This window comes from Acidihalobacter aeolianus (genome assembly GCF_001753165.1).
In the GTDB taxonomy this organism is placed as follows: domain Bacteria; phylum Pseudomonadota; class Gammaproteobacteria; order DSM-5130; family Acidihalobacteraceae; genus Acidihalobacter; species Acidihalobacter aeolianus.
Window position 1 is genome coordinate 3,096,206 of sequence record NZ_CP017448.1, and the last position, 23,100, is coordinate 3,119,305.

The following is a 23,100-nucleotide window of genomic DNA, read 5'->3' on the forward strand; positions in this document are numbered from 1 at the left end:
CCGCAACCTGCCCGCGGCCTGCATGAGCACACACATACCGCCAGCGCCTATCACCGATAAGGATCGCCTCGGCCTGACGCTGTTCCTGGCCGTCGCCCTGCACGGCATTCTGATCCTCGGCGTGTCGTTCAAGGCCTTATCGGAAAGCATCAGGCGCACCCCGCCAACATTGAATGTGCTGCTGGTACAAACCTCGTCCGACAAAGCGCCCAAGCAGGCCAATTACATCGCCCAGGCAAATCAGCTGGCCAGCGGAAACAGCGACCGCGCAGGACATCCCGGCAGCCCGTTCTTTGCGCTCAACCCCACCCCCAGCAACGGTGTGGCGCCGATACCCCAAGCCGCGCTGATTCCGCAGACCCAGGCCGAACGCAAGCGCACCTCCGCACTCGCCAGCACAAATTCCGACTACATGGTGCCGCCCGCAGCGCAAAAACGCGGAGACACACACACCGAAACCTTGCCGCAGGACCAGCGCCTTCTGCAGCTCCAACTGCAGCAAGCGCGGCTGACCGCCGAGATTCGTCGCGAAACCGAAGACTACAACAAGCGTCCGCGGCGACTCTTTCTGGATACCGTGAACGCCAAAACCGCTGTCGAGGCAGGCTACCTTGCGCACTGGGTGCAGCGGGTGGAGCGGGTGGGCAATCTGAACTACCCGGACGCCGCCGTCCGCGAACGCTTGCACGGGCAACTGATTCTGAACGTCCTGCTATCGCATACCGGCCGCGTGCTACGCGTGACCGTAGCCCGCTCGTCAGGTTCGGTCGTACTCGACGATGCCGCGCAACGTATCGTCCGCCTGGCATCGCCTTTTCCGCCGTTTCCCAAGGCCATGCGCAAGCAATACGACCAGATCATGATCACCCGCACCTGGATTTTCCAGAGCGGGCATCTACACACTACAGGACAGGGTTGAACCGCTGCCAAGCCAGTCTACGGCTTGCCAGCATCGAGCGGGCCGCCGGATACTATGCGCATGCCGTCCATCGAATCCCTCTCCAACCAGTTCCTGATCGCCATGCCGCAGCTTGCGGACCCCAATTTCGCCCGCACCCTCACGTTGATCTGCGAGCATACGGAGGACGGCGCCATGGGAATCGTGGTCAATCGGACCCTCGATCTGAACCTGGGCGAACTCCTCGAGCATATGCAGATTTCAGGGGCGAGCGAGCAGCTCCGCGAACACCCCGTCTACTACGGCGGCCCGGTCGAACCCGAGCGCGGCTTCGTGTTGCATCGCCCGATCGGCGCATGGAAGACCACCATGGCCCTGACCCCCTCGCTGGGCCTGACCACCTCCAGGGACATCCTCGCCAACATGGCGAGCGAGGACGCACCTCAGGACACCCTGGTCCTGCTCGGCTATGCCGGCTGGGGTCCGGGACAGCTAGAGGAGGAACTGGCCGGCAACGCCTGGCTGACCCTCCCGGCCGAGGAATCCATCCTGTTCGAGACCGAGGCCAGCCAGCGCTGGCAGGCCGCCGCGCAACGCCTCGGGGTGGACATCAACTTCCTCAGCGGCGACATCGGTCATGCCTGACGCAACCCGGGCGCTAACATGAGCGCAGGCGGCACCATCATCGGCTTCGACTACGGCACCCGACGCACCGGCGTCGCCGTGGGGCAGCGGCTGACCGGAACCGCACGCCCGCTGACCACCCTCGACATGCCCAATGGCCACCCGGACTGGACCGCCATCGACCGTCTGATACAGGACTGGGCGCCCACCGGCGCCGTGGTCGGCAGACCGACACGGATGGACGGCAGCGTCACCCCGCTGACCTCCGTGGCCGAAGCCTTCGCCGCCGATCTCGGCCGGCGCTATGACCTGCCCGTCGATCTGATCGACGAACGCCTGACCTCGCGCGAGGCCGAAACCGAACTCCGCCAGCAGCGCGTGGCCGGCAACCGCGGACGCATCCGCAAGCAAGACGTCGACCAGACGGCCGCAGCCGTGCTGCTGCGCGACTGGCTAGCCCAACCCCCTCTGGCCGATACGGACCGTAGCGCATGACCTCTGCCGATATCCCTCTGCCCGAAGTCGAGCCCCTGATCGACCGCATGGCCGAATCGTTGCGCCCGAGCGTTGCCGAAGCGGACAACGAGGCCATGCTCGTCGGCATCCATACCGGCGGCATCTGGGTCGCCGAAGGTCTGCACCGACGCCTGAGCCTGGCCCAGGACCTGGGCACGCTGGACATCACCTACTATCGCGATGATCTCGCGCGCGGCGGCATGCACCCGCATATCCGCCCCTCGCGCCTGCCGTGGAGCGTCGACGACCGCCTCATCATTCTCGTCGACGACGTGCTGCATACCGGCCGTACGGTACGCGCCGCGCTCAACGAAATCTTCGACTTCGGTCGCCCCGCGCGCGTGCTCCTTGCCGTGCTGGTCGACCGTGGCGGGCACGAACTGCCCATCGCGGCCGACGTCGTCGGCATCCGCTACGACGATCTGCCCAGCGGCAAGCGGGTCAAGCTCACCGGCCCCCAACCCCTGCAACTCGCCCTCACCGAACCGACGGAAAACGCACGATGAGCGACGCCGGCACCGCCCACCGCCCCGGCCCCCTGCCGACGGCGATGCAGCTCGAGGACGGCCGCCTGCGCCATCTGCTGACCATCGAAGGCCTCAAGCGCCCGCTGATCGAGCAGATCCTCGACAACGCCGAATCCTTCGCCGGCATGAACGACCAGGGCGTCAAGAAACTCCCGCTGCTGCGCGGGAAGACCGTGGCCAACCTGTTCTTCGAGGCCAGCACGCGCACGCGCACCACCTTCGAGCTGGCCGCCAAGCGTCTGGCGGCCGACGTGCTCAATCTCAACATCAACGTCTCCGCCACCACCAAGGGCGAAACCCTGCTCGACACCCTACGCAACCTCGAGGCCATGCAGTGCGACATGTTCGTGGTGCGCCATGCCGACAGCGGCGCCGCGCACTTCATCGCCCGTCACGTCGCACCGCACATCAGCGTGATCAACGCCGGCGACGGGCGCCATGCGCACCCCACGCAGGCCCTGCTCGACGTCTTCACCATTCGCCGCCACAAGGGCGAGCTGTCCAAGCTGCGCGTCGCCATCGTCGGCGACGTGCTGCATTCGCGCGTGGCGCGTTCGCAGATCCACGCGCTCAACGTACTCTCGACCGGCGAGGTGCGCGTGATCGGTCCGCGCACGCTGCTGCCGGCCGCCGTCGAACAGCTCGGCGTACAGGTCTATCACGACATGGAAAAAGGCCTGAAGGACGTCGACGTGGTGATCATGCTGCGTCTGCAGAAGGAACGCATGCAGGGCGCCTTCATCCCCAGCGAACACGAATACTTCCAGCGCTACGGACTCGATGCCGAACGCCTTGCGCTGGCGCACCCGGAGGCCATCGTGATGCATCCCGGTCCCGCCAACCGCGGGGTGGAAATCGCCTCGGAGGTGGCCGACGGCCCGCAGTCGGTGATCCTGCGCCAGGTCACCTACGGCCTGTCGGTGCGCATGGCGGTGATGAGCATGGCCATGGGCGTCAACCCGCAGGTGCGCGCATGAGGCGCCTGATCGCGGGCGGGCGGATCATCGATCCCGCGGGCGGCGTCGACCGCATCGCCGATCTGGCCATCGCGGACGGGCGCATCGTCGGCCTCGACCTCGCGGACTTCACCGCCGACGAGCGTATCGACGCCGAGGGCCTGTGCGTGATCCCCGGCCTGGTCGATCTGGCCGTGCGGTTGCGCGAGCCCGGTCAGGAACACAAGGCCACCATCGCCTCCGAATGCCGCGCCGCCGCTTCCGCCGGCGTCACCACCGTGTGCGCCCTGCCCGACACGGCCCCGCCCATCGACAGCCCTGCGGACGTGCGTCTGGTACGCCAGAAAGCGCGCAGCGCCGGCGCCGCACGCGTGGCGGTCATCGGCGCGCTGACCCAGGCCCTGGACGGCAGCCATCTCACCGAAATGGCCGCGTTGCGGGATGCCGGCTGCGTCGCCGTCACCAACGCACTGCACCCGCTTGCCAGCCCACTGATCCTGCGCCGCGCGCTGGAATATGCCGCAAGCGTAGGCCTCGTGGTGGTGGTTCAGCCACTCGATCCCGCACTGATGCCCGACGGCTGCGCACACGAAGGGCCGGTCGCCTCGCGCCTCGGTCTTCCAGGTATCCCGGTGGCGGCGGAAACCGCTGCCCTCGGCCAGATCCTGGCACTGGTCGAGCAGACCGGCGCGCGTGTCCACTTCGGTCGACTGTCCAGTGCCGCCGCCGTACGCAGCCTGGGCCGCGCGATCGACGACGGCCTCCCGGTCAGCGGCGACGTGGCCGCACACCAGCTGTTCCTGACCGAAATGGATCTATCCGACTTCAACGCCCTGTGCCACGTACTTCCGCCCTTGCGTGATGAACGCGACCGCGACGCCCTGCGTCGCGCCCTGGCCCAGGGCAGACTCGCAGCCCTGTGTTCGGACCATCAACCGCACGAGGACGATGCCAAGCTGATGCCCTTCCCAGCCACAGCCGCCGGCATCTCCGCGGTCGAGACCCTGCTGCCCCTGACCCTACGTCTGGTCGATGATGGCGTGCTGACGCTGCCGGAGGCAGTGCATCGGATCACCTCCGGGCCGGCGCAGGTCATCGGCCTCGACGCCGGCACCCTGGTCCCCGGCAACGTGGCCGATGTCTGCGTGTTCGACCCCGAGGCCGAATGGACGCTCGATGCCGACCGCCTGCTGAGCCGCGGGCACAACACGCCGTTCCACGGCTGGGTCCTGCGCGGGCGCGTGCGCCACACCCTGGTGGAAGGCGCAACGGTCTACCGCTCCACCGTCGCTGACGACCCGCAGGTATGAACATGAGCCATCGCAACACCATCTTCGTCGACGACGCCGAAATCCTCGTGCAGCAGCCACACCCCGGCGACCAGTACGTTCTGCGCGTACACGCGCCGAAGTGTGCCGCGCACGCCGAACCGGGCAGTTTCGCGCACATCACCTGCGACCCAATGCTGCCGCTGCGCCGGCCGCTGTCGATCATGCGCACCGACCCCGAGGCGGGTTGGGTCGAGTTCCTGTACAAGGCAGTCGGTTACGGCACCTCCCTGCTGGCAAAGCGTCGCCCCGGCGAGCGGATCAGCCTGCTGGGGCCCATCGGCCGCCCCTTCGCACCCAGTCCAGACCGCCCACGTCCGCTGCTCATCGGTGGCGGCGTCGGCATCCCCCCGATGGTGTTCCTGGCCGACCGGCTGCGTCGCCAACCCCGCTTCGAGCCCTTGGCGATCCTCGGCTCGGAAGTGCCTTTCCCGTTCCGCCCCCGCCCGTCAGCGATGCTGGTGCCGGGTATGCCCGAGGGCACGATCGCCGCAATGCCCCTGCTCGAGGACTGGGGCATCGCGTCGCGCCTGACCAGTCTGCAGGGCTACGCAGGCTGCCATGAGGGTTATGTCACCGACCTGGCACGTGTCTGGCTAAATGCGCTTCCAGACGAGGCCCGTACCCAGGTGGAGATCTTCGCCTGCGGCCCTCACCCGATGTTGGCCGCGGTCGCCACGCTGGCCGCCGAATACTCTCTGCCGGCACAGGTGTCGCTGGAAGAATTCATGGCTTGCGCAGTGGGCGGGTGTGCCGGCTGCACGGTGCGGGTCGAAACCCCGACGGGGCCGGCGATGAAGCGCGTGTGCGTGGACGGACCGGTGTTCGACGCGGCGACAATCGATTTCACCGCACACTGAACCTAGGAATCAGCCACCAGGCGGCGTCAGATCATCCATGCCGCCAGTCAGATCGTCCAGGGCGTCGCTCGGGAAATCGAGCGTTTCCTTGGCCTTCTTCAAGGTCTTCATGCCGCCGCCGAAATTCACCCGCCATTCGAGGTCGCCACGCGAGTCGGCATGATCCATCGCATCCTTGAGGGTGATCCTGCCGCTGCGATAAAGCTCGTAGAGTGACTGATCGAAGGTCTGCATGCCCGAGGTGGCGCCCTTCTCCATCACGTCCTTGAGCGCCCGGAACTCGCCCTTCTTGATCAGTTCGCTGGCGTATGAAGTATTGACCAGCACCTCCACCGCAGGGATGCGCGTGCTTGCCTTGGTCGACACCAAGCGCTGCGAGATGATACCGCGCAGATTCAGCGAGAGGTCCATGAGGATCTGCTGTTTGGCTTCTGCCGGGAAGAAATTGATGACGCGCTCCAACGCCTGGTTGGCGTTGATGGCATGCAGCGTCGACAGGCACAGATGTCCCGTATCAGCGTAGGCGATTGCCGCCTCCATGGTGGTGCGGTCGCGAATTTCCCCGATCATGATCAGGTCTGGTGCCTCTCGCATGGCCTCGCGCAGGGCGTTGCCGTAGGACCAGGTATCGAGCCCGACCTCGCGCTGTCCCACGATGGAGCGCTTGTGCGAGAACACGTATTCGATTGGATCCTCAATGGTCAGAATGTGATCCGCGCGGGTACTGTTGCGGTAATCCACCATCGAGGCCAGCGTGGTCGACTTGCCGGACCCGGTCGATCCAACCACCAGCACCAGACCGGACGGGTAGCTCACCAGATCCTTGAGCACTGGCGGTAGGTTGAGCTCCTCAATCTCCGGGATGACGCTCTTGATGTAGCGCACCACCATGGAGACCTCGCCGCGCTGGTAGTACACGTTCAGGCGGAACCGCCCGATCTCTGGTAACGAGATACCGAGATTGAGCTCCTTTTCTGCCTCGAAGGTTGCCACCTGGTCATCGCTCAGCACCTCATACGCCAGGCGCTTGATCACACCGGGGGCAAGCTCATCCTTGCCCACACTGCGGATATCGCCCTCAATGCGAACGCTGACCGGCGCACCGGTGGTAAAGTAAAGGTCCGAGGCGCCGTGCTCCGCCATCAGCCGGAAATAGGGTTCGAGTTTCATCGATCCAAGCCTCGCGCGTACCTAAGCCTCAACCATCCTCTTCCATCGTGAACATCGGCGCGTCGGCCAGCAAGTCCTTGCCGCGCGCGCGACTGCTTTCCAGCTTGATGCGCAGGCGAAGATCGTTCACCGAATCGGCGTTGCGCAACGCGTCCTCGTAGGTAATCAGCCCGCGCTCGAAAAGGTCGAACAGGGATTGGTCGAAGGTCTGCATGCCCAGTTCGGTGGACTTGGCGATGAGCTCCTTCATTTCGTGCACCTTGCCCTTGAAGATGAGATCCGCCATCAGCGGCGTGTTGATCAGCACCTCCACCGCCGGGACTCGGCCATCGCCATCCGCCTTGGGGACCAGTCGTTGCGAGATCACCGCCTTGAGGTTGAGGGACAGATCCATCAGCAATTGATGCCGACGCTCTTCGTTGAAAAAGTTGATGATGCGGTCCAGGGCTTGATTGGTGTTGTTCGCGTGCAGCGTGGATAGGCACAGATGACCGGTCTCCGCGAAGGCATTGGCGTAATCCATCGTCTCGCGTTCGCGAATTTCGCCGATCAGGATCACATCCGGCGCCTGACGCAGGGTGTTCTTGAGCGCCACCTCGTAGGATTCCGTATCGACACCGACCTCGCGCTGGGTCACCAGGCAGTTGCCATGCGCGTGAACGAACTCTATGGGATCCTCGATGGTCACGATATGGCCGTAGCTGTTCTGATTGCGGTATCCCAGCATCGCCGCAAGCGAGCTCGACTTACCCGAACCCGTACCGCCGACAAAAATCACCAAACCACGTCGAGTCATCGAGATGTCGCGCAGAATCGGCGGCAGGTTGAGTTCCTCGAAGGTAGGAATCGCCGTGTTGATCACGCGTAGCACCATGCCGGCGCTACCGCGCTGGGTAAAGGCGTTGACGCGAAATCTCGCCACCCCGGGCAGGCCGATGGCGAAGTTGCACTCCATGTCGCGTTCGAAGTCTGCCGCCTGCTTGTCGTTCATCACAGAGCGCACCAACGACTGGGTATGCGTCGGCGACAATGGCTGGTTGGTGAGCGGTGTCATGCGCCCATCGACCTTCACCGAAGGCGGCGCTCCCACGGTGATGAACAGATCGGAACCACGTTTGCTGAGCAGCGACTTCAGCAAGTCGTGCATGAATCGTATGGCCTTGTCGCGTTCCATTCTCGAATCTCCCCCCGCGCTGCGCGGGGCAGTCGTTTCGTTTACAAGGCGTCGGGGTTGGCTGCCTTGCGACGAGCGTCTTCCTTGCTGATCAGGCCACGCGAGAGCAACTCTTTGAGCGACTGATCCAGCGTCTGCATGCCCAGGCTATGGCCGGTTTGAATCGATGAATTCATCTGCGCGATCTTGCCTTCGCGGATCAGATTGCGGATCGCGGGCGTGCCAATCATGATCTCGTGAGCCGCCACGCGGCCACCGCCGATCTTCTTCAGCAGAGTCTGCGAAATCACCGCGCGCAACGATTCCGACAGCATCGCACGCACCATGTCCTTTTCGCCGGCCGGGAAGACGTCGACGACGCGGTCGATGGTCTTGGCCGCCGAGCTGGTATGCAGCGTGCCGAACACCAAGTGCCCGGTCTCGGCCGCGGTCAGCGCCAGTCGGATGGTTTCGAGGTCGCGCATCTCGCCGACCAGGATCGTGTCGGGGTCCTCACGCAGCGCCGAACGCAGCGCCTCGTTGAAACCCAGCGTGTCGCGGTGCACCTCGCGCTGGTTGACCAGGCATTTCTTGCTCTGGTGCACGAATTCGATGGGGTCCTCTACGGTCAGGATGTGCCCGTATTCGCTGTCGTTCTTGTAGTCGACCATCGCGGCCAGCGTGGTCGACTTGCCGGAACCCGTCGGCCCGGTCACCAGCACGATACCGCGCGGATAGGCAGAGATTTTTTGCAGCACGGCTGGCGCGCCGAGCTGCTCCAGGGTCAAGACTTTGGACGGAATGGTACGAAACACAGCCGCCGAACCGCGGTCCTGGTTGAACGCATTCACGCGGAAGCGAGCGAGCCCAGGAATCTCGAATGAGAAATCGGTTTCCAGCCGGTCCTCGTAATCCTTGCGCTGACGGTCGTTCATGATGTCGTAGATCATGTCGTGGACCGCGGTATGGTCCAGCGCATCCACGTTAATCCGGCGGATGTCACCGTCGACGCGAATCATCGGCGGCAGATTCGCGGAAAGATGCAGATCGGAGGCCCCGTTCTTCACGGTAAAGGCCAGCAACTGCGTGATATCCATGCGGCTTGTCTCCCGGTTCGACGGCCAGAAGGGTATCGTCTCTGGTAGGCTTTATCGTTATTCAAATCTGCCTTACGACACAAGGCTTTCCGACTATAGCACACCCCGATGAACGAGATTTGCAGCCGTATCGACAGCGTTCGCATGCGCCTTCACGCCGCAGCCTGCACGGCCGGACGGGAACCTCAGGACATTACCCTGGTTGCCGCGAGCAAGACCTTCCCGGCAGCCGCGATCCGCACCGCCCGGGCCTGCGGGCAGCGCATCTTCGGTGAGAACTACGTCGACGAGCTTGTCGACAAGACCGCCGCCCTTGCCGACCTGGACATCGAATGGCATTTCATCGGCCATCTGCAATCGAACAAGACGCGCAAGGTCGCGGAACTGGCCGACTGGGTACATGGTATCGACCGTGCCGGGATTGCCGATCGGCTCGACCGTCAACGCCCCGCAACACTGCCACCGCTCCAGGTCTGTCTGCAGATCAACATCAGCGGCGAGGTCAGCAAATCAGGTGTCGAACCGGACCAGGCTCTTGCCCTGGCCCGGCATGTCGAGGCATTGCCACGGCTTCGCCTGCGCGGTCTGATGGCCCTGCCGGCACCGAGCGACGACCCCGCCGTCCAGCGTGCGGCCTTTGCCCGCGTACGCGCCCTGCGCGAAAGTCTGAATGCCGAGGGTTTCGCCCTGGATACCCTGTCGATGGGCATGAGCGGCGACCTTGAGGCCGCCGTCGCCGAGGGCGCCACACTGGTCCGCGTGGGTACCGCGATCTTCGGCGTGCGCAAGCCGCGCTTGCCGTCCCCGTGACGCTCGGCTAGGGTGCGCACACAACCTCTACTGATGTGGGTATGAGCATGGCTCAAGCGGATACAGTGGCTTTCATCGGCGGCGGCAACATGGCGGGTAGCTTGATCGGCGGTCTGCTTGCCGGCGGCTTCGATCCCACGGCCATCCGCGTCGCCGAGCCGAATGCCGAACACAGAGCTGCGCTGGCAAATGCCCGTCCCGGAATCAGGGTCACCGCGGACAACGTCGAGGCAGCAAGCGGCGCCGACTGCGTCGTCCTCGCGGTCAAGCCGCAGGTCATGGCCGAAGTGGCGGCTGGCCTGAACGCCCTGCCTGACGGTTCGGTGTTCCTGTCGATTGCCGCCGGCGTGACCTGCACACGCCTCGCCACCTGGCTGGGTACGGATCGCGCCATCGTGCGCTCCATGCCGAATACGCCTGCCCTGATCGGGTGCGGCGCAACCGGTGCTTACGCCAACCCCGCGGTCGAACCCGGGCAGCGCGCACTGGCCGACCGCATCCTGCATGCGGTTGGCGAGGTCGTCTGGTTCGACGACGAGCGCGCGCTGGATGCGGTGACCGCCCTGTCCGGCAGCGGCCCCGCTTACGTGTTCCTGCTCATCGAGGCATTGGAGGCCGGTGGCATCGAACTGGGGCTCGAACCCGACGTGGCGCGCCGCCTCGCCCTGTTGACCGCACATGGCGCCTCGCGCCTCGCCTTGAAAAGTGACGACAGCCCAGGCGTATTGCGTACCAAGGTCACCTCGCCCGGCGGCACCACGGAACAAGCGCTTGGGGTGTTCGAGAAGGGAGGCCTGCGCGAACTGGTCGCACAGGCCATGCAGGCGGCCGCCCAACGGTCGCGCGAACTATCGGGGGAGTGACATGGGGGCAGGGACGCAAATCGGGCAGTTTCTCGTCAATGCGGTATTTTCCTTCTACATCATCATCGTGCTGCTGCGCTTCCTGCTGGCCCTGGTGCGCGCAGACTTCTACAACCCGATCTCGCAGTTCGTGGTCACGCTCACCAATCCACCGCTGCGCCTGCTGCGCCGGGTAATCCCACCGGTCGGGCGCGTCGACAGCGCTTCCATACTGCTGCTGCTCGTGCTGCAACTCGCCGAAATCTATCTCAGCGCCCTGCTGCAGGGCCTGTATCCGCCGGTCGCCCTGGTGTTGCTGCTCGCCCTGCGCGAACTGCTGGTGCTGCTGATCTACGTCTACATCGGCGCCATCATCGTGCAGGCGCTGATCAGCTGGATCACGCCCATGGGCGGTGGCTACAACCCGGTCGCCGGGATGCTCGACGACCTCACCGCACCTGTGCTACGCCCAATCCGGCAGATCGTCCCACTGATCGGCATGGTGGATCTGTCTCCCCTGGTGGCCTTGCTGCTGCTCAACGTGCTGCTGATCCTCATCCGCAGCCTGCTCGGCTGACGTGGACGACGCAACTCCCGACAGCAGCCCCTGCCGTAGAAGAGGCAATGATCTGCTGCTGGCGGTCCGCGTCCAGCCGCGCGCAAGCCGGGCCAAGCTAGGCGAAGTGACGAACGGGCGGCTGCGCATCTACCTCAGCGCACCGCCAACAGACGGCCAGGCCAATGCACAACTCATCGAACTCGTCGCCAAGGCCTTCGGCACCGCCAAGACGCGCGTGCAGCTTCTCCGCGGCGGACAATCGCGCGACAAGGACCTGCTGATCGGAGCGCCCACCCGACTTCCATCCAGTCTGTCCGACACGGCAGAATAGGTCGAAACGAACATCCAACCGCACTTATCGGCCCTTTTCTGGTCAACCATGGCAAGACGCGGGCGCACCGCGCTTTCGATCCCAACCGCATCGAGTCAGGCATGCCGACCGCACATACGAACCGAATCGACACCCCCGCCACTTCCCGCCTCGTAGGCGTCCGCCCGAAACTCGCCCTGCTGGCCCTGCTGGTCGGCATCATCGCCGGACTCGGCGCGGCGATCTTCCGCGGGCTGATCGGCCTGTTTCACAACATCTTCTTTTTCGGCCATCTGACCATTGCCTACGACACGCTCAAGCACACCCTGGAAAGCCCTTGGGGTATCGGCATCATCGGCATCCCCGTCATCGGCGCCCTATTGGTCGCCTTTCTGGTCAAAACCTTCGCGCCGGAGGCCAAAGGACACGGTGTGCCCGAGGTGATCGACGCGATCTACTACAACCGCGGCGTGATCCGCCCGCAGGTCGCCTTGATCAAATCGCTGGCGTCCTCGATCTCGATCGGCTCCGGCGGCGCCATCGGCCGTGAGGGGCCGATCATCCAGATCGGCGCCACCTTCGGCTCGGTGCTGGCCCAGTGGACGCGTCTGCCCGAATGGCAGCGACTGGTACTGATCGCCTGCGGTGCCGGCGGCGGCATCGCGGCCACCTTCAACACCCCCATCGGCGGCATCCTGTTCGCGGTCGAGATCATGATGGTCGAGATCAGCGCACGCACGCTGATCCCGGTAATGATCGCCACCGGCGCCGCGAGCTTCGTAGGACGCTTGTTCTTCGGCGACCACGCCTCCTTCATCATCCCGCCGATGACCCTGCACGCGGCGACCTCCAGCTCCTTCCGGGTGTTCGTCGCCTACGCCCTGCTGGGTCTTGTCATGGGCGTTCTCGGGATGCTCTATACCCGCTCGGTCTACGCCTTCGAGGACTTCTTCGACCGCCTCCCCGGCAACTACTACACACGTCACGCCCTGGGCATGCTGTGCGTTGGCATCATGATGTTTTTATTGATGAAATATCTAGGGCACTACTACATCGAAGGGGTCGGTTATGCGACCATTCAGGACATCCTAGGCGGCCACCTGACCGTCACCTGGATTCTTCTGTTGCTGGTTTTCATGAAGCTGCTGGCCGTCTCGCTGACATTAGGCTCTGGTGCATCTGGTGGCATCTTCTCGCCGGCGCTGTTCATGGGCGCCACTCTGGGTGCCGGTCTGGTCAACTTCGGTCATATATTTCTCCCGGGCCTACAGGTCAGCCCCGTGGGCGGCGCGGTCATCGGCATGGCCTGCATGGTTGCGGCAGGGACCGGTGCCGCGGTCACTGCAGTGGTCATGATTTTCGAGATGACCCGCGACTACAACGTGATTATTCCGCTGATCATCGCCGTTTCGCTGGCCTACGGCATGCGCTACCTGCTGATTGCCGACGACCTCTATACCCTCAAGCTGACGCGTCGCGGCCGACGCCTGCCGAAGTCGATGGAAAGCAACCTCTACCTGATGCGCGGCGCGCTAGACCTGATCCAGGCGCCATTCCTGCGCATTGGCGCCGATACGGAACTCGATGCCCTGCGCGCAAGGCTGGCCACGCATCGAGTTCTACCGCATATCCTGCTGGTACGAGACGGCCGGATCGAGGGTATCGTCACGGCGGATACGCTCAGCCGAGAGCTCGCTGCCACAGGCGATGGCTCGCTCGTCAACCATGCCAACAAACACTATTCGATCATGGACGAAAGAACCCAGGTCATCGATCTGGTCAGTCGGCTACGCAGTGACGGCACACACATCGCCGTTCTCGTTCAAGGCGCCCCAGAACACGCCGACGCCGACGATGTGGTCGGTCTGGTCTCGTGGGACGACGTGATGGAACACGCCAACCTGCCGGGTGATCTGGGACGCGCCCTGTCCGACTAGAGGCTATCGCAGTCGGTCGTCATCTGACCTACACTTTCCCACATACATGTCTGGATGCGGCCCCCGGCGGGCCAGCGTCCAGCAGACTTGGGGGAAGTATGAAGACATTAACGCCAGCCGCACGGGCCTTCGCCGCATTGTTCGCCATCGCACTGACCGGCAGCGCCGACGCCGACCAAATCGTGATGGCCGGCGATTACCTGATCCATTTGAACACGATCAATTCCGATTTCCTGCTCGCCGCGATTGCGGCCCAAGTGGGTATCCAGCGGTCACCCGACCGAGGCCTCCTGGAGTTGGCCGTGCAACGCGCCGACGCCCCCGAATCGGCATTCCTGCCCGTCGCCGCGACGGTTTCCGCCGTCGACGGCGAGGGACGCCTGCACCGTCTGGACGTGCGCCGCTCGATGTCCTCATCAGGTACGCGCTATCTCGCCGGTTTTCCCATCGTGGATGGCGAACTGGTGGAATTCCATATCCACGTCGATCTGCCCGACGGCAGCATGCAGTACTTTCGCTACCGCCAGCGTTATCACGTGCTCTGCGAAAACGAGCGAGCCCTCAGCCGTGGGGCAGCGGTAGCCAGCGCAGCAGGCTGACCACCCCGAACAGTGCCACCAACCCGCCTGCGGTGCGGCGCACCCAGGTGCGTCGAACGAAACCCGCAAGTCGGGCGGCGAATACGCCCATCGCCAGCAGATTCGGCAGGGTCCCGAGTCCGAAACACAGCATCAGCAGCGCTCCCTGCCTGGGCCCGCCGCTCGCCAGCGCCCAGATCAGCACGCTATAGACGAGCCCACAGGGCAACCAACCCCACACTGCGCCCAAACCGAGAGCCTGTGCGGGATTGCGTACCGGCAGCAGCCGCCTTCCCAGGGGCTCGATACGCTGCCAGACGTGTGCCCCGGCACGCTCGACGGCGGCCAGCCCGCGCCACCAGCCAGCGAGGTAAAGCCCCAGCGCGATCATGAACAGCGCCGCGATCACGCCGAGGACAAGCTGCGCCTGGTGCACGTGCACCAGCTGCGTCGCATACCAGCCAAAACCGCCGGCCAGCGTCCCGGCCAGGGTATAGCTGCCGATACGACCCGCGTTGTAGGCCAGCAGAATCGGCAGTGCCGCACCCACTCGACCCTGCCGCGCCGGACTCATGCTCATGCCCAGAGCGCCGACGATACCGCCGCACATGCCCACGCAATGCACCCCGCCGAGCAGACCGACCAGCACGGCCGCGCCGTAACCGGCCTCGGGCGAGAGCGTCAGATTCATGCGTCTCAGATGTCCTGCACCGCCAGCTTGGCGCGGATGAATTCGCTGTGCGGCACGTAAAGCAGATCCGCGATGCGCCGGATCTGGTACTCCTCGTACTTGTCGAGCCGTCCATCCGCATAGGCCACGCGCCACAGATCGGCGATGATCGCGAACTTTTCCTCCGGGCTGCAGTGGTCGTTGACCAGCTGCAGGAAGGGGTACAGCGAAAGATTCGCTTCGTCCTCCTCCAGCGCCTCGGCGATCAGTTCGCGCACCGCGTCCTCGTCCAGCGCGAAGGTACGCCGCAGCGCAGCCGCGATGGTGTCGAGTTCCTGATCGTCGATTTCGAAATCGGCGCGGCTGACCTCCAGCAGGATGGCCGCTGTGGCCACCTGCAGGGCCTGCGCCCGATCAGCATGACCGTCCACGTGCTGCAGGCGTGTCTTGAGAAAGGATTTGATGCTGCCGAGCATATTTGCTCCCGTCGCGAAACCTGTGGGCATGTTAGCGCATGCACAAAGCCACCCGCACGCTTGAGGCCGGCGCGGTCACCGCTCAGAATGACGCGGCCCGCAGCCACCGGACCGCGCACCATGTCGACCTCACAGTCCGAACGCCACCGCGCTTGGCGCGCCCGCAGTCTGATCCGCTGGCGCTTCATGATCCTCGCCGCGCTGGTCGGCGTGGTCGCGGGCCTCGGCGCGGTAGCCTTCCGTGCCCTCATCGCCGTATTCCACAACGCCCTGTTCTACGGCCGATTCGGACTCTTTTACGACGCGCAGGTACACATGCCGCCGTCGGTGTGGGGCGCTGGCGTGATTCTGGTGCCCGTGGTCGGCGCGCTCGGCGTCGCCTTCCTGATCCAGCGCTTCGCCCCGGAGGCACGCGGCAACGGCGTGCCCGACGTGATCGAGGCCAACTTTTTCCACCAGGGCCGCATCCGCCCGCGCGTCGCCGTGGTACGCCCGCTCGCCTCGGCGCTGTCGCTGGGCAGCGGCGCCTCCATCGGCCGCGAGGGTCCGATCATCCAGATCGGCGCCGCCTTCGCCTCCGTGCTCGGCCAGTGGCTGCGCCTCGGCGCCTCGCAGCTCACCACTCTGGTCGCGGCCGGTGCGGGTGCCGGCATCGCCGCCACCTTCAACACTCCGGTCGCCGGCGTACTGTTCGCGGTCGAACTGCTGCTGGCCGAGGTCGGCGTGCGTACCGTGGTGCCGGTGATGTTCGCGGTCAGCGTGTCCACGCTGATCTCGCACCACTTTCTCGGCGACTCCCCGGCCTTGCCGCTGCCCCTGCCGGTACGCCCGCTCGGCCCGCTCACGCCCGAGAGCTTCGTCCTCTACGCCCTGCTGGGAGTCGCCTGCGGCCTGCTCGCCTATGCCTTCCTCAAGGGCATCTACGCCACGCAGGACCTGTTCGACCGGACCATCGCCAACCCCTATCTGCGCCACGCAAGCGGCATGCTGCTGGTCGGTATTGCGCTGTATCTGCTGCAGCGCTACGCCGGCCACTACTACATCCAGGGTGTGGGTTATGCGACTCTGCACGAGGTCATCGCCGGCATCCTCACCCACCCCGGCTTCCTCCTGCTGCTGCTCGTCCTCAAGTATCTCGCCACCTGCATCACCCTCGGCTCCGGCGCCTCGGGCGGCATCTTCTCGCCGGCGTTGTACCTCGGCGGCACCCTGGGCGCCGCGCTCGCCCTGCCACTCGCGCAATATTGGCCCGGTCTCGGCATCGATCCCGGCCTGTTTGCTGTGGCCGCCATGGCCGGCGTGATCGCCGGGGCGACCGGCACCGCACTGACCTCGATCGTGATGATGGTGGAGATGACCGGCGATCTGCACGTCGCGCCGCCGGTGATGCTCTGCGTGGCGCTGGCCTACGTGATCCGGCGCGGGCTGTCGCGTGAGAGCGCGTACACCGTGAAGCTGCTGCGCAAGGGCCTGGTGGTGCCCGAATCGCTGCACGTCAGCATGCATTACTTCAAACGCGCTGACGAGGCTATGGCGGGCGCTTTCAGCTGGCATCCGGACACCGGCACCACCGCCGATCGCAGCACGACGGATTCCGGCTATCGCCTGCACGTACGCGGCGGACGCCTATCCGGCTGGCAGGCACACTCGGACGAGGCGGTACGGACGGACTTCGTCGCGGTTCGCGCGGACACGCTGCTGGAGGACGTACTGATCGCGCTCGACGAGGCAGGGGCCCGCCTCGCGGTGGTGGTGCAGGGCGCCACGGGAGGCGACATCGTCGCCGATCGCGTGCTCGGGGTCATCGGCCCCGACGAATGGCTGGGTGAGGAACTGGCCGACGCCCGCCTGTTCCCGCACGGACGCTGACGCTCGCAAGCCCTGCTCAGGGGCGTCGGTAGAAGACCGCGCGGGCGGCAAGATTGATGGCCAACACCATCAGGGTGATCAGCAGGGCCGCTGCATAGGCGAGCTGATGGGCCGACTCGTAAGGTTCGCCGATGAAGCTCCAGATCACATAGGTCAGGTAGCCGACACCCTCATGGGTGAACTGCCCGGTCCACATGTAGTTCGACCAGCCGGCGGTGTAGAGCAGCGGAGCAGTCTCGCCCAGGGCGATGGCCAACGCCAGCAGCACGCCGGTGATGATCGGTCCGCGCGCGGCCGGCAGCAGAATGCTCCAGATCACTCGACCCTCGCCGCAGCCCAGGCCGTAGGCGGCCTCACGTGCGGACAGCGGGACCTGGCGCAGCGCCATCTCGCTGGTACGCGCGATGTACGGCAGCATCATGATCGCCAGGGTCAGCGAACCGGCTGCCAGCGAGAACTTCCAGCCCAGGTACAGCACCATGGTGATGTAGCCGAAATAGCCGAGCACGATGGAAGGTACGCCGACCAGCACATCGGACATGAAACGCCCGGTGCGCCCCAGCCAACCGTTGCCGTACTCGGACAGGAACACGCCGGCACTGATGCCCACCGGCGCTGCGATCACCAGGCCAAAACCCGAGATCAGCAGCGAACCGACGATCGCATTGCGCAGTCCGCCGGCAATACCCTGGGTATCGGTGAGGAAGGTATCCAGCTTGAGGGCCTGGGCGCCACGCACCAGAACAAAGCCGAGCAGATAGAGCAGCACGAAGGCCATGATGCCGATGGCGATACTGGCCAGGGTCCAGCCGATGATGCCGCTTACACGGCGGCGCAGATAAACCGCCCGGTTTGCCGGATTGGCCTTGCTCAGTAATTCGGTTTCTGTCGAGGCATTCATCGGCGGCTCCCGGAAACCCACAGGATAAGTTGGGCGGCGGCGTTGACCACCACCGAGATGACCATCAGTACGAGAGCGACCTCGGCCAGAGCACGCACCGCCATGCCGGTCGGGTCCTGCAGCGAGCTGTCGAGCTGCGAGGCAATGAAGGCGGCCATGGTCGAGATCGGATCGTAGATGTTCTTGGGGATGTAGTTGAGCGCGTTGCCGCTGACCATGAGCACCGCCATGGTCTCGCCGAGCGCGCGCCCCAGCGCCAGGATGGTGGCGCCGATCATGACCTTGCGCACACCGGGCAACTGGATCTGGCGCACCACCTCGAAACGCGTCGCCCCCAGGCTGCGCCCGGACTCGCGCAAGGCGGTCGGCGTCGCCACCAGCGCATCGCGCAGCGTCGCTGTAATCAACGGTACGATCATGACGGCCAGCACCAGACCGGAAGTCAGCAGGCCGTAGCCGCTGCCGGACGGGCCGGCGAAGAATGGAATCACGGCGCCAATGGTTTTTTCGAGCACCGGGTAGATGTTGTGTCCCAGGAAGGGGATCAGCACCACATAGCCCCACAGGCCGTAGACCACACTGGGTACGGCGGCGAGGAGTTCGACGATGAACGAGGCGATCGAACGCAGCGGTCCGCGCACGGCCTCGGCCAGGAAGATGGCGGCAAGCACGCCGAAGGGCAGCGCCAGCACGATTGCGACCAGCGAGGAAAGCAGCGTCCCCGCGATCAGAAACAGAATGCCGTAATTGGCCCCCGGCAAAACCTCTTCACCATCGATGGTGATCGGGTTGGCATACATGCTGCCGAGATTCCAGTTGTTGTGCAGCAGGAATCCGAAACCGTTGAACTGGATCGCCGGCCAGGCGTAGGCCACCAGAAAACCGATGATCGCCAACAGCGAAAGCGGCAACAGAGCCGCGACTGCACCGAGTGAGATTCGAAATTTAAACATATGAGTATGAGCCTGCCCCTAGACATGCGAACGGATGCCCGGCTTGGCCGGGCATCCGTCACACTGCCCCATTATGACAGGGGACAAGGCCAACGGTCCAAGATTAACCGTGGATCTTCTCGATCTGCTTGATCGACAGCTTGGCCACGCTGGCCGGCAGCGGCACGAAGTTCACTTCCTTCATGAAGTGACCCGCGTTGCCACCCTTCGGCGACACAGCCCAGGTCAGGAACTCTTTCAGAGTCTTGGCCATGGTCTCGTTCGGCTGCTGGCTGTTCACCACCGCGTATTCGTAGTTGATGATCGGGTAGCTGTACTTGCCAGGCGCGAAGATCAGGCTGATGCGCTGATCGGCCGGGGTGTGCGGGACCATGGAAGCGGCAGCCGCCTTCACGGTACGCACGTTCGGCAGCACGTAGTGACCGTCACGGTTCTTCAGATGCGCCTCACCCAGGTGAGCTGCCTTGATCTGCTTCTTGTAGCTGACGCCGACGTAGGCAATGGAGTACTTGTTGTTCTTCAGCGCGTCGACCATGCCGGGGTTGCCCTCGGCGCCGATGCTGCCCTGCACGGGCGCCCAGCTGATGCTGGTGCCGTACGCGTACTTGTCCATCCACCACTTGGTGGACTTGCTCAGGTACTGGGTGAAGATGAAGGTGTCGCCGGAACCGTCGCTACGGTGCACGGTGATGATCTTGTGGTTCGGGAAGTGCACATGCGGGTTCATCTCGGCAATGCGCTTGTCGTCCCAGTTGGTGATCTTGCCGGCATAGATGTCGGCCAGGACCGGACCACTCAGGTTGATGTACTTGTGGTTCAGACCGGGAACGTTGTAGTTCACCATCTGGCTGGAGATCGCCGTCGGGATGTTCAGCATCGAGGGATGCTTCTTCATCATCGCGTCGCTCATGTACGCGTCGGAGGCGCCGATCTGGGCCAGACCGTTGATCGACTGGGCCAGGCCCGTGCCGCTACCAGTGCTGGCGGTGGTGATGTGGACATCCGGATGCATCTTGGTGTAGACCGGCACCCACAGGTTGAACAGCGGATACAGCAGACTGGAGCCGGTTTCCAGCACGTTGACGGCCGCCTGCGAAGGCGCAACAGCCATCAGGGCCGAGCCCGCAACCAGACCCAGACCCACCCGGCGCAACCAACGCCCGTTCGAAGACAGGGACGTAGACATGTCTAATCTCCTCGATTTATTTATGACAAAAGCATGAATCCCCAAAAGTGCGTGAGCAGATATGACTACTGCCCGCACCTGAGAACGGCACTTTAGATTGAAGTTCGTGAACCTTTGATGAAACGCCCGATATTCGATGACAAGAATCGGCCCACTCTGCTGCTGCTCAGCGGGGGTATCGAGAGCGGGACGCTGCTGCATATGCTGGCCGACGAAGGCCCACTAATACCCCTGTTCGTGGATTACGCCCAGCGTGCCGCGTCGCGCGAGCGGGCTGCTGCCACAGCACAGTGCGCCGTACTCGACCTAGAACTCGAAACGCTGGAGCTTGGCAGTGTGGGCGAAACATTCCGCCGAGGTCTGAGCTGGCAGCCGCACGTGCCCCTCCCGCAGCGCAATCTCGTGCTGCTCGCCCTGGCACTGAGCCTCGCCGAGGCGCGCAGGGCCACACGGATCTGTCTCGCCCTGAACCGCGAGGACACCGCCGACTACCCCAGCGCCACGACCGGATTCGTGCATGACTTTGCTGCGCTCGCAGGCCGAATTTCGGGGATCGCCGTCGAAACGCCCTTGATCGAGCTCGACAAGGCCGCGATCATACGGCTCGGCGTCGACCTCGGCGTGGACTACTCATTGACTTACAGCTGCCTGCTCGGCCGGCCCGCTCCCTGCGGTGGCTGCCCGCAATGCCTCAAGCGACACACCGCCTTTGCTGCCGCCGGCGTGACCGATCCGGCAACGAACCTCCCGGAGAACCCCCCATGAAACCTTCGCAGCCCGTCCCCGGACACGTTCGCGAACGCCTGGAAATCGCCGTCCTCACCGGCGAGATCCTCAGCCTGAACTGGGCCGACGAAGCCAGCGATGCCGCCTACCTCGGACGCGTCCGGCCCCTGGAGGTCATCGCCGACGACGACGGCCCCGGTTATCTGCGCGCACTCGACGACAGCGGCGTGGAGGTACGCATCCGCCTCGATTTGATCCGCAATCTGCCCACGCCGGTCAAATGAACGAGCTGGTTCGCCTCGCCGATATCCCCGTACGCAGCCGCGCGGAAATCACGCCGGAAAACAAGTGCGGCTACTGCACCGGCTCGCTGTGCTGCGTCTACATCACCCAGAAGGTCGACACCCCGCGCAGCAAGCACGACTTCGATCACCTGTTGTGGCAGGTTTCGCATCGCGGCATACATCTCTACCGCGACGAAGACGGCTGGCATCTTCTGATCGACAGTCGCTGCACCCATCTCGAAGCGGACGGGCGGTGCGGCATCTACGACAGCCGACCGTCGATCTGCCGCGAATACAGCAATGACTTCTGCGAATTCGACGCCCCGGCCGAGCCCGGTTTCGAACTCTATTTTCACGGCTACGACGAGCTGCTGGACTACTGCCGCCGCCGCTTTCCGCGCTGGGACGGTTGACCCGCCGTACCGATTCCCCCTGCTTGCTGAGGGGACTCGTTGCCCGCATACTCTCGGCATGCCCGACAAGCCTCGCATCCTTGACCGCAAGACGGTGGCGCAAAGCCGCATCTTCCGCGTTGAGGCCCTCGAACTGCAGTTCGCCAACGGCGCCCTCGCGAATTACGAGCGCCTGGTCGGCGCTGACGGCGGTGCCGTGCTCGTGGTCCCGCTGGTCGATGACGAAACCGTGCTGCTGATCCGCGAGTACGCGGCCGGTCGCGAGGACTATGAACTCGCCCTGCCCAAGGGCCGCATCGAAACCGGCGAGGACCCGCTCGCCGCAGCCAACCGCGAACTGATGGAAGAAACCGGGCACGGCGCACGTCGACTCAGTCACCTCACCGCCCTCAGCATCGCCCCGGGCTACATGAGCCACATCACCCAAGTCATCCTGGCCCAGGACCTTTACCCCCAACGCATGCCCGGCGACGAACCCGAGGAAATCGAGGTTGTTCCCTGGCCGCTGGCCAAGATCGACGCCCTGGTCGAACGCGAGGACTTCAGCGAGGCACGCAGCCTCGCCGCACTCTACCTAGCCCGCGAGCGCCTCAACGCTGGACGACTATGAACCACAACGCATACCCCGATATCACCCGCCTCGCCCCGCTGCTGGAATCCGTCCGCGCCATCGCCCGCGATGCCGGCGAGGCGATCATGGCGATCTATGAATCGCGCGACTTCGACATCGAACGCAAGGATGATCAGACCCCGGTCACCGCCGCCGACTATGCAGCCCATCACCTCATCGTCGAACGTCTGGGCGGGCTCAGCCCCGAATACCCGATCCTGTCCGAGGAATCCGACTCCATTCCCTTTGCCGAACGCGCAGGCTGGGAGACCTACTGGCTGATCGACCCGCTCGACGGCACCCGCGAATTCATCAAGCGCAACGGCGAGTTCACCGTAAACATCGCGCTGATCCACGGCCACGACGCCATCCTCGGCGTGGTCCACGCGCCTGCATTGGGCGTGTGCTACTACGCCGCCGAGGGCACCGGCGCCTGGCGAGTGAACCGCAACGGCTCGCCGCAGGCCATCCGCGTACGCACCACGCCGAACTGCCCCGTCATCGCGGGTTCGCGCTCGCACGCCAGCACCAGCCTGCAGAGCCTGCTCGAACGTATCGGCGACCACGAGTTGATCAGCATGGGCAGCGCGCTCAAGACCTGCCTCGTCGCCGAGGGCGCCGCCGACCTCTACCCGCGGCTAGGCCTGACCTCCGAGTGGGACACCGCTGCCGCGCAATGCGTCCTCGAACAGGCCGGGGGCCATCTGACCGACACCGACGGGCTCCGCCTGCGCTACAACACCAAGGAATCCCTGCTCAACCCCCACTTCCTCGCCTTCGGCGACGACAGCAGAAACTGGCCCGCGCTCTGCATCAAATAATCGCGCACACCAATCCTCGTATCCGG

General features: G+C 64.6%; 27 protein-coding genes. 19 read left to right on the forward strand and 8 right to left on the reverse strand.

The window, feature by feature from the left end; all coding sequences use genetic code 11:
* Window positions 1–22: 22 nt before the first annotated feature.
* The 7 genes from BJI67_RS14425 to BJI67_RS14455 are packed head-to-tail and all read left to right on the forward strand — an operon-like array spanning window position 23 to window position 5,709.
* Window positions 23–919, forward strand: coding sequence for an energy transducer TonB (locus tag BJI67_RS14425; protein ID WP_070073629.1), 897 nt, complete (start codon window positions 23–25; stop codon window positions 917–919).
* 60 nt (window positions 920–979) lie between these two features.
* A complete protein-coding gene (locus BJI67_RS14430; protein WP_070074178.1) occupies window positions 980–1,543 on the forward strand; it encodes a YqgE/AlgH family protein in 564 nt (187 codons plus the stop codon).
* 18 nt (window positions 1,544–1,561) lie between these two features.
* Window positions 1,562–2,017 (forward strand): Holliday junction resolvase RuvX, encoded by a 456-nt coding sequence (ruvX, locus tag BJI67_RS14435; RefSeq protein ID WP_070073630.1) that lies wholly within the window; start codon window positions 1,562–1,564, stop codon window positions 2,015–2,017.
* Window positions 2,014–2,544 carry a bifunctional pyr operon transcriptional regulator/uracil phosphoribosyltransferase PyrR gene (gene pyrR, locus BJI67_RS14440; RefSeq protein ID WP_070073631.1) on the forward strand — a complete coding sequence of 177 codons (531 nt, stop codon included), beginning with the start codon at window positions 2,014–2,016 and terminating at the stop codon, window positions 2,542–2,544. Before ruvX ends, pyrR begins: the two co-directional genes overlap by 4 nt.
* Window positions 2,541–3,542: an aspartate carbamoyltransferase catalytic subunit gene (locus BJI67_RS14445; protein ID WP_070073632.1), complete on the forward strand. Its 1,002-nt coding sequence runs from the start codon at window positions 2,541–2,543 to the stop codon at window positions 3,540–3,542. The genes pyrR and BJI67_RS14445 overlap by 4 nt, the downstream gene beginning before the upstream one ends.
* Window positions 3,539–4,831, forward strand: coding sequence for a dihydroorotase (locus tag BJI67_RS14450; protein ID WP_070073633.1), 1,293 nt, complete (start codon window positions 3,539–3,541; stop codon window positions 4,829–4,831). The genes BJI67_RS14445 and BJI67_RS14450 overlap by 4 nt, the downstream gene beginning before the upstream one ends.
* Window positions 4,828–5,709, forward strand: a complete 882-nt coding sequence (locus BJI67_RS14455) for a dihydroorotate dehydrogenase electron transfer subunit (RefSeq protein ID WP_070073634.1) — start codon at window positions 4,828–4,830, stop codon at window positions 5,707–5,709. The genes BJI67_RS14450 and BJI67_RS14455 overlap by 4 nt, the downstream gene beginning before the upstream one ends.
* A 9-nt stretch (window positions 5,710–5,718) precedes the next feature.
* Here BJI67_RS14455 and BJI67_RS14460 read toward each other — a convergent pair whose 3' ends face one another.
* The 3 genes from BJI67_RS14460 to BJI67_RS14470 are packed head-to-tail and all read right to left on the reverse strand — an operon-like array spanning window position 5,719 to window position 9,129.
* Window positions 5,719–6,879, reverse strand: a complete 1,161-nt coding sequence (locus BJI67_RS14460) for a PilT/PilU family type 4a pilus ATPase (RefSeq protein ID WP_070073635.1) — start codon at window positions 6,877–6,879, stop codon at window positions 5,719–5,721.
* A 28-nt stretch (window positions 6,880–6,907) separates the two neighbouring features.
* A complete protein-coding gene (locus tag BJI67_RS14465) occupies window positions 6,908–8,053 on the reverse strand; it encodes a PilT/PilU family type 4a pilus ATPase (RefSeq protein ID WP_070073636.1) in 1,146 nt (381 codons plus the stop codon).
* Between the two features lie 41 nt (window positions 8,054–8,094).
* Entirely contained in the window at window positions 8,095–9,129 is a 1,035-nt protein-coding gene (locus BJI67_RS14470) for a type IV pilus twitching motility protein PilT (protein WP_070073637.1), read from the reverse strand.
* Between the two features lie 108 nt (window positions 9,130–9,237).
* Here BJI67_RS14470 and BJI67_RS14475 point away from each other — a divergent pair, with 108 nt between their 5' ends.
* The 6 genes from BJI67_RS14475 (at window position 9,238) to BJI67_RS14500 (ending at window position 14,186) form a co-directional block, all read left to right on the forward strand.
* The gene (locus tag BJI67_RS14475; protein WP_070073638.1) at window positions 9,238–9,939 is read left to right on the forward strand and encodes a YggS family pyridoxal phosphate-dependent enzyme; all 702 of its coding nucleotides are present in this window, start codon (window positions 9,238–9,240) and stop codon (window positions 9,937–9,939) included.
* Window positions 9,940–9,980: 41 nt separating this feature from the next.
* Complete coding sequence (proC, locus tag BJI67_RS14480; protein ID WP_331712267.1) at window positions 9,981–10,802, forward strand: pyrroline-5-carboxylate reductase; 822 nt, start codon at window positions 9,981–9,983, stop codon at window positions 10,800–10,802.
* 1 nt (window position 10,803) lies between these two features.
* Window positions 10,804–11,358, forward strand: a complete 555-nt coding sequence (locus tag BJI67_RS14485; protein WP_070073639.1) for a YggT family protein — start codon at window positions 10,804–10,806, stop codon at window positions 11,356–11,358.
* Between the two features lies 1 nt (window position 11,359).
* Window positions 11,360–11,671 carry a DUF167 domain-containing protein gene (locus BJI67_RS14490; protein ID WP_070073640.1) on the forward strand — a complete coding sequence of 104 codons (312 nt, stop codon included), beginning with the start codon at window positions 11,360–11,362 and terminating at the stop codon, window positions 11,669–11,671.
* A 101-nt stretch (window positions 11,672–11,772) separates the two neighbouring features.
* Entirely contained in the window at window positions 11,773–13,587 is a 1,815-nt protein-coding gene (locus tag BJI67_RS14495; RefSeq protein ID WP_083250914.1) for a chloride channel protein, read from the forward strand.
* 98 nt (window positions 13,588–13,685) lie between these two features.
* Window positions 13,686–14,186 (forward strand): DUF4426 domain-containing protein, encoded by a 501-nt coding sequence (locus tag BJI67_RS14500; protein ID WP_156782166.1) that lies wholly within the window; start codon window positions 13,686–13,688, stop codon window positions 14,184–14,186.
* Here BJI67_RS14500 and BJI67_RS14505 read toward each other — a convergent pair.
* Together BJI67_RS14505 and BJI67_RS14510 are read right to left on the reverse strand one after the other, a co-directional pair.
* Window positions 14,149–14,856 (reverse strand): sulfite exporter TauE/SafE family protein, encoded by a 708-nt coding sequence (locus BJI67_RS14505; protein ID WP_070073642.1) that lies wholly within the window; start codon window positions 14,854–14,856, stop codon window positions 14,149–14,151. The genes BJI67_RS14500 and BJI67_RS14505 overlap by 38 nt on opposite strands.
* 5 nt (window positions 14,857–14,861) lie before the next feature.
* Window positions 14,862–15,311, reverse strand: a complete 450-nt coding sequence (locus BJI67_RS14510; RefSeq protein WP_070073643.1) for a tellurite resistance TerB family protein — start codon at window positions 15,309–15,311, stop codon at window positions 14,862–14,864.
* Between the two features lie 120 nt (window positions 15,312–15,431).
* Between BJI67_RS14510 and BJI67_RS14515 the strand changes: the two genes are divergently transcribed.
* Entirely contained in the window at window positions 15,432–17,180 is a 1,749-nt protein-coding gene (locus tag BJI67_RS14515) for a chloride channel protein (RefSeq protein WP_197513142.1), read from the forward strand.
* Window positions 17,181–17,196: 16 nt separating this feature from the next.
* Here the strand turns inward: BJI67_RS14515 and pstA are convergent, their stop codons facing one another.
* The 3 genes from pstA to pstS form a co-directional block, all read right to left on the reverse strand.
* Entirely contained in the window at window positions 17,197–18,081 is an 885-nt protein-coding gene (gene pstA, locus BJI67_RS14520) for a phosphate ABC transporter permease PstA (RefSeq protein WP_083250916.1), read from the reverse strand.
* A complete protein-coding gene (pstC, locus tag BJI67_RS14525) occupies window positions 18,078–19,034 on the reverse strand; it encodes a phosphate ABC transporter permease subunit PstC (RefSeq protein WP_070073645.1) in 957 nt (318 codons plus the stop codon). Before pstC ends, pstA begins: the two co-directional genes overlap by 4 nt.
* Before the next feature lie 103 nt (window positions 19,035–19,137).
* On the reverse strand, window positions 19,138–20,220 hold the full coding sequence (gene pstS / locus BJI67_RS14530; protein WP_070073646.1) for a phosphate ABC transporter substrate-binding protein PstS: 1,083 nt from the start codon (window positions 20,218–20,220) through the stop codon (window positions 19,138–19,140).
* Window positions 20,221–20,337: 117 nt separating this feature from the next.
* Between pstS and BJI67_RS14535 the strand changes: the two genes are divergently transcribed.
* Genes BJI67_RS14535 through cysQ form a run of 5 tightly spaced genes read left to right on the forward strand, consistent with a single transcriptional unit; the run spans window position 20,338 to window position 23,074 of the window.
* The gene (locus BJI67_RS14535; RefSeq protein ID WP_070073647.1) at window positions 20,338–20,985 is read left to right on the forward strand and encodes a 7-cyano-7-deazaguanine synthase; all 648 of its coding nucleotides are present in this window, start codon (window positions 20,338–20,340) and stop codon (window positions 20,983–20,985) included.
* Window positions 20,982–21,230: a hypothetical protein gene (locus tag BJI67_RS14540; RefSeq protein ID WP_070073648.1), complete on the forward strand. Its 249-nt coding sequence runs from the start codon at window positions 20,982–20,984 to the stop codon at window positions 21,228–21,230. The genes BJI67_RS14535 and BJI67_RS14540 overlap by 4 nt, the downstream gene beginning before the upstream one ends.
* Window positions 21,227–21,643, forward strand: a complete 417-nt coding sequence (locus tag BJI67_RS14545) for a YkgJ family cysteine cluster protein (protein ID WP_070073649.1) — start codon at window positions 21,227–21,229, stop codon at window positions 21,641–21,643. The genes BJI67_RS14540 and BJI67_RS14545 overlap by 4 nt, the downstream gene beginning before the upstream one ends.
* Before the next feature lie 58 nt (window positions 21,644–21,701).
* Complete coding sequence (gene nudE, locus BJI67_RS14550) at window positions 21,702–22,253, forward strand: ADP compounds hydrolase NudE (RefSeq protein WP_070073650.1); 552 nt, start codon at window positions 21,702–21,704, stop codon at window positions 22,251–22,253.
* On the forward strand, window positions 22,250–23,074 hold the full coding sequence (cysQ, locus tag BJI67_RS14555) for a 3'(2'),5'-bisphosphate nucleotidase CysQ (protein ID WP_070073651.1): 825 nt from the start codon (window positions 22,250–22,252) through the stop codon (window positions 23,072–23,074). The genes nudE and cysQ overlap by 4 nt, the downstream gene beginning before the upstream one ends.
* Window positions 23,075–23,100 lie beyond the last annotated feature (26 nt).

Bases quoted from the DNA above. Each gene is read 5' to 3' on its own strand.
- BJI67_RS14425 (WP_070073629.1), top strand. From the start codon at position 23: ATGAGCACACACATACCGCCAGCGCCTATCACCGATAAGGATCGCCTC.
- BJI67_RS14430 (WP_070074178.1), top strand. From the start codon at position 980: ATGCCGTCCATCGAATCCCTCTCCAACCAGTTCCTGATCGCCATGCCG.
- ruvX (WP_070073630.1), top strand. From the start codon at position 1,562: ATGAGCGCAGGCGGCACCATCATCGGCTTCGACTACGGCACCCGACGC.
- pyrR (WP_070073631.1), top strand. From the start codon at position 2,014: ATGACCTCTGCCGATATCCCTCTGCCCGAAGTCGAGCCCCTGATCGAC.
- BJI67_RS14445 (WP_070073632.1), top strand. From the start codon at position 2,541: ATGAGCGACGCCGGCACCGCCCACCGCCCCGGCCCCCTGCCGACGGCG.
- BJI67_RS14450 (WP_070073633.1), top strand. From the start codon at position 3,539: ATGAGGCGCCTGATCGCGGGCGGGCGGATCATCGATCCCGCGGGCGGC.
- BJI67_RS14455 (WP_070073634.1), top strand. From the start codon at position 4,828: ATGAACATGAGCCATCGCAACACCATCTTCGTCGACGACGCCGAAATC.
- BJI67_RS14460 (WP_070073635.1), bottom strand. From the start codon at position 6,879: ATGAAACTCGAACCCTATTTCCGGCTGATGGCGGAGCACGGCGCCTCG.
- BJI67_RS14465 (WP_070073636.1), bottom strand. From the start codon at position 8,053: ATGGAACGCGACAAGGCCATACGATTCATGCACGACTTGCTGAAGTCG.
- BJI67_RS14470 (WP_070073637.1), bottom strand. From the start codon at position 9,129: ATGGATATCACGCAGTTGCTGGCCTTTACCGTGAAGAACGGGGCCTCC.
- BJI67_RS14475 (WP_070073638.1), top strand. From the start codon at position 9,238: ATGAACGAGATTTGCAGCCGTATCGACAGCGTTCGCATGCGCCTTCAC.
- proC (WP_331712267.1), top strand. From the start codon at position 9,981: ATGAGCATGGCTCAAGCGGATACAGTGGCTTTCATCGGCGGCGGCAAC.
- BJI67_RS14485 (WP_070073639.1), top strand. From the start codon at position 10,804: ATGGGGGCAGGGACGCAAATCGGGCAGTTTCTCGTCAATGCGGTATTT.
- BJI67_RS14495 (WP_083250914.1), top strand. From the start codon at position 11,773: ATGCCGACCGCACATACGAACCGAATCGACACCCCCGCCACTTCCCGC.
- BJI67_RS14500 (WP_156782166.1), top strand. From the start codon at position 13,686: ATGAAGACATTAACGCCAGCCGCACGGGCCTTCGCCGCATTGTTCGCC.
- BJI67_RS14505 (WP_070073642.1), bottom strand. From the start codon at position 14,856: ATGAATCTGACGCTCTCGCCCGAGGCCGGTTACGGCGCGGCCGTGCTG.
- BJI67_RS14510 (WP_070073643.1), bottom strand. From the start codon at position 15,311: ATGCTCGGCAGCATCAAATCCTTTCTCAAGACACGCCTGCAGCACGTG.
- BJI67_RS14515 (WP_197513142.1), top strand. From the start codon at position 15,432: ATGTCGACCTCACAGTCCGAACGCCACCGCGCTTGGCGCGCCCGCAGT.
- pstA (WP_083250916.1), bottom strand. From the start codon at position 18,081: ATGAATGCCTCGACAGAAACCGAATTACTGAGCAAGGCCAATCCGGCA.
- pstC (WP_070073645.1), bottom strand. From the start codon at position 19,034: ATGTTTAAATTTCGAATCTCACTCGGTGCAGTCGCGGCTCTGTTGCCG.
- pstS (WP_070073646.1), bottom strand. From the start codon at position 20,220: ATGTCTACGTCCCTGTCTTCGAACGGGCGTTGGTTGCGCCGGGTGGGT.
- BJI67_RS14535 (WP_070073647.1), top strand. From the start codon at position 20,338: ATGAAACGCCCGATATTCGATGACAAGAATCGGCCCACTCTGCTGCTG.
- BJI67_RS14540 (WP_070073648.1), top strand. From the start codon at position 20,982: ATGAAACCTTCGCAGCCCGTCCCCGGACACGTTCGCGAACGCCTGGAA.
- BJI67_RS14545 (WP_070073649.1), top strand. From the start codon at position 21,227: ATGAACGAGCTGGTTCGCCTCGCCGATATCCCCGTACGCAGCCGCGCG.
- nudE (WP_070073650.1), top strand. From the start codon at position 21,702: ATGCCCGACAAGCCTCGCATCCTTGACCGCAAGACGGTGGCGCAAAGC.
- cysQ (WP_070073651.1), top strand. From the start codon at position 22,250: ATGAACCACAACGCATACCCCGATATCACCCGCCTCGCCCCGCTGCTG.